This window comes from Arthrobacter sp. Cr_A7, from assembly GCF_029222765.1.
Lineage (GTDB): Bacteria > Actinomycetota > Actinomycetes > Actinomycetales > Micrococcaceae > Arthrobacter.
Map to the genome: position 1 here is coordinate 1 of NZ_JARHXQ010000357.1, position 3,864 is coordinate 3,864.

3 protein-coding genes are annotated in these 3,864 nt (G+C 66.4%); 2 read left to right on the forward strand and 1 reads right to left on the reverse strand.

The features are described 5' to 3' along the window. Window positions 1-41: 41 nt before the first annotated feature. Window positions 42-1,454 carry a glucose-6-phosphate dehydrogenase gene (locus P2Q66_RS21130; RefSeq protein ID WP_275731312.1) on the reverse strand — a complete coding sequence of 471 codons (1,413 nt, stop codon included), beginning with the start codon at window positions 1,452-1,454 and terminating at the stop codon, window positions 42-44. 84 nt (window positions 1,455-1,538) lie between these two features. Between P2Q66_RS21130 and ffh the strand changes: the two genes are divergently transcribed. Further along, entirely contained in the window at window positions 1,539-3,122 is a 1,584-nt protein-coding gene (gene ffh / locus P2Q66_RS21135; RefSeq protein ID WP_275731314.1) for a signal recognition particle protein, read from the forward strand. Between the two features lie 101 nt (window positions 3,123-3,223). Beyond that, window positions 3,224-3,864 (forward strand): alpha/beta hydrolase (locus P2Q66_RS21140; protein ID WP_275731316.1); only part of this gene is annotated, 641 nt, incomplete at its 3' end.

The window sequence follows — 3,864 nt, forward strand, 5'->3', positions numbered from 1 at the left end:
TGTCGTTAATAGCGCAGGGCCGTAAGTCGTGCGCCCGGTCCTCAGGACCCGCTGTCAGCACGCCCTGCGGTAGGCCAGGAAGCGGGCCCGGCCGAACCGGCGTCGTACTCCTCAAGCGGGACGTCGTTGCGCTGCCAGGCCAGAAGCACCGGCTCAACAATCCGCCAGCAGTCCTCCGCGGTGTCGCCGCGGACAGACAGCAGGGGATCACCGGCGAGCACGCCCTCCAGGACTTCGCCATAGGGGAGGAGTTCGGAGGCACTCAGTTCGGCCTGAAGGGTGGCCCGGCTCAGGCTGAAGATGTCTCCGGGGCCATTGACATCGACGTCGAACTGCAAAGTATCCGGGCCGAAGCCGATCCGCAGCTGGTTTGGGGAGTCCACGCCCGTGAAGCCTTTGGGCAGGTGGGGGACCGGGCGGAACGTGACCACGGCTTCCTTGCGCTTGGCACCCAAAGCCTTGCCGGACCGCAGGACGAACGGGACATCCTTCCAGCGCCAGTTGTCGATCCCTATCTGGATCTCCGCGAGGGTTTCGGTTCCGCGGTCCGCGTCCACTCCCTCCTCCCTGGCGTAGTCCGGCACCGCCTTTCCTGCCACAGAGCCTGCGGTGTAGCGTGCCCTGCGGGTGGAGGCGGCGAAGGGGGCACGGACGCTGCTGGCCCGAAGGACGGCGGAGATGGCATCGCGCAGGTCCCGCTCGCCCACGGTGGCCGGCGGCTCGATGGCCATCAGGGCCATAATCTGCAGCAGGTGGCTTTGGATCATGTCCCGGAGGGCGCCGGCGCCGTCGTAGTAGCGCGCCCGCCCTTCCAGGGCCAGGTCCTCGTCAAAGATGATTTCCACCTTTTCAATGTGGTGGCGGTTCCAGACGGGCTCAAGGAAGTTGTTGGCAAAGCGCAGGCCCAGGATGTTCAGCACGGTGGCCTTGCCCAGGAAGTGGTCAACCCGGTGGATGTGGTCCTCGGGCACCAGCCGCACCAGGGTCCGGTTAAGGGACCGTGCGGATTCCTCGCCCGACCCGAACGGTTTCTCCATCACCAGCCGCGTCCCGTCCGGGACGTCCTCGGGCTGCAAGGCCTCACACGCGAGCTGGCTGATCTTCGGCGGGAGCGCAAAATAGACGGCCACGGGCCCCTCGAGGCTGCGCAGCAGTGCGGCAAGGCCGCCGCCGGCGGTGACGTCCAGCTGATGGTAGACAGTTTCCTTTTCGAGCGCCTGAAGCGCTTCCTGTCCCTCGGCGGCTGCGGCTTCGGCGGTTGCAGCAAACGACGAATGCACCCTCTCCCGCCACTGTTCCGGGGTCCACGGATCAGATCCCGCCCCGACGAGCCGCAGCCCTGCCGCGCGGCCCTTCGCCACCAGCCGCGCCAGCCCGGGCAGGAGGAGCCGGCCGGTAAGATCGCCGGAGGCACCGAGGATGAGCAGGGTTCTTACAGTTGTTTGGCTCGTCATTTTGCCAGCATGCCATCTTGGGTGCCCGACTTGGTACCCTAGATAGTCGAGTCCCGATCATCCACTGAAAGAAGTGCACGGCGCGTGTTCAATTCACTCTCTGACCGGTTGACAGCAACCTTCAAGAATCTCCGCGGCAAAGGCCGCCTCACCGAGGCCGACGTCGATGCAACAGTCCGCGAGATCCGCCGCGCCCTTCTGGACGCCGACGTTGCAGTCCCCGTTGTCCGGGAATTCACGGGGCGGGTCCGCGAACGCGCCCTGGGCGCCGAGGTATCGGCCGCACTGAACCCGAGCCAGCAGATCGTCAAGATCGTCAACGAGGAACTCGTGGAGATCCTCGGCGGCGAGACCCGCCGCATCCGGCTCGCCAAAAACGGCCCCACCATCATCATGTTGGCAGGCCTGCAGGGTGCCGGTAAGACAACCCTGGCCGGCAAGCTGTCCAAGTGGCTGAAGGCGCAGGGCCACAGCCCCATGCTGGTGGCCTGTGACCTGCAGCGACCCAACGCCGTCACCCAGTTGCAGGTGGTGGGCCAGCGCGCCAACGTGCCGGTGTTCGCGCCCCACCCGGGCGCCACCTCGTCCGAACTTGAGCACCCTGCGGGTGACCCCGTGGCGGTGGCGCGTGCCGGCGTCGAGGAAGCCCGCCAGAAGCTGCACGACGTCGTCATCGTTGACACCGCGGGCCGCCTCGGCGTCGACGCCGACATGATGGAACAGGCACGCCAGATCCGCCGCGCCATCGTGCCCAACGAAGTCCTGTTTGTTATCGACGCCATGATCGGCCAGGACGCCGTGAACACGGCGCACGCCTTCGACGAAGGCGTCAACTTCACCGGCATCGTCCTCTCCAAGCTCGACGGCGACGCCCGCGGTGGTGCCGCGCTGTCCGTCGCGTCGGTCACCGGTAAGCCCGTAATGTTCGCCTCCACCGGCGAGGGCCTGGACGACTTCGAGCTGTTCCACCCGGACCGGATGGCCTCGCGCATCCTGGACATGGGCGATGTCCTCACGCTCATCGAGCAGGCCGAAAAGTCCTGGGACAAAGATGAAGCTGCCCGGATGGCGAAGAAGTTCGCCGACCAGGAGGACTTCACCCTGGACGACTTCCTGGCCCAGATGCAGCAGATCCGCAACATGGGCTCCATGAAGAAGATGCTCATGATGATGCCCGGCGCGCAGAACATCCGCCAGCAGCTGGAGCAGTTCGACGAGCGCGAGATCGACCGCGTGGAAGCGATTGTCCGCTCCATGACCCCGCACGAGCGCGTTGCGCCCAAGATCATCAACGGATCCCGCCGCGCCCGCATCGCGCGCGGCTCCGGTGTGCACGTTTCCGAGGTCAACGGACTGCTGGAACGATTCGCCCAGGCCCAGAAGATGATGAAGAAGATGGCCCAGGGGGGCATGCCGGGAATGCCCGGGATGCCCGGAATGCCCGGGGCGGGCGGCGGAGCCCGGAAGAACGCCAAGAACGCACCGAAGAAGAAGGCAAAGTCGGGCAACCCTGCAAAGGCCGCCCAGGAGCGCAAGGACGCCGAAGCACGGCGTGCCAATGCAGCCAAGGCCCTGCCCACCGGCGCGGCCTTCGGCCAGCAGGGGAGCGACTTCGATCCGTCCCAGCTGAACCTGCCCAAGGGCTTCGACAAGTTCCTCGGCAAGTAACAGCATCCCAACCAGGTAGCAGCAGGTGTCGTTTTGAGGGCTCAAAACGACACCTGTTGCCGTTTGCAGGGGTTGCCGGTGCCGTGGAATAGGGTTGGGTCATGTTCAAGCAGAGGGTAGTGTTCGTGCACGGCGCCGGAAGTTTCGGTGCCGCGGCCTGGCCGCGCCAACACGGTATGGCGCTGTCCTACGACGCACTGTTCCTGCGCCGCCACGGGTACGATCCCGTCGCCGAACCCGTGGAGTCCTCCTTCGCCGAGGACACGGCCATCGTGCTGCGGTCCCTGGCCGACGACGGCCGCGGTGCCGCGGGCGGACACATCGTGGCTCATGCACAAGGGGCCATCGCCGCCATGATGGCCGCCGTCGAACGGCCAGACCTCGTCTATTCGCTGACCCTCGTGGAGCCGGCGTGCCTCTCCCTTACAGCGGAACTGCCGGCCACAGCGGCCCATATCCGCCTCATGCAGCCGTTGTTCGACGTCCGCCGCCAACTCAGCGACGAGGATTTCCAGCGGGAGTTCGTCCGGCGGGTCTACGCCACGGACCTCCAGGAGCCGGTCACTGCCGAGGAGAAGCGCTCGGCCAGGCGGCTGCGGCTGCAATCACCGTCGTGGGAGGCACCGCTGCACATCGTTCCGGGCGTCCCCACCCTGGTCCTGACCGGGGGATGGGAGCCCCTCTATGAGGAGATCGCCGGTTACCTCCGTGAGACGGGCGCCCTGCACCGCATTGCTGCCGG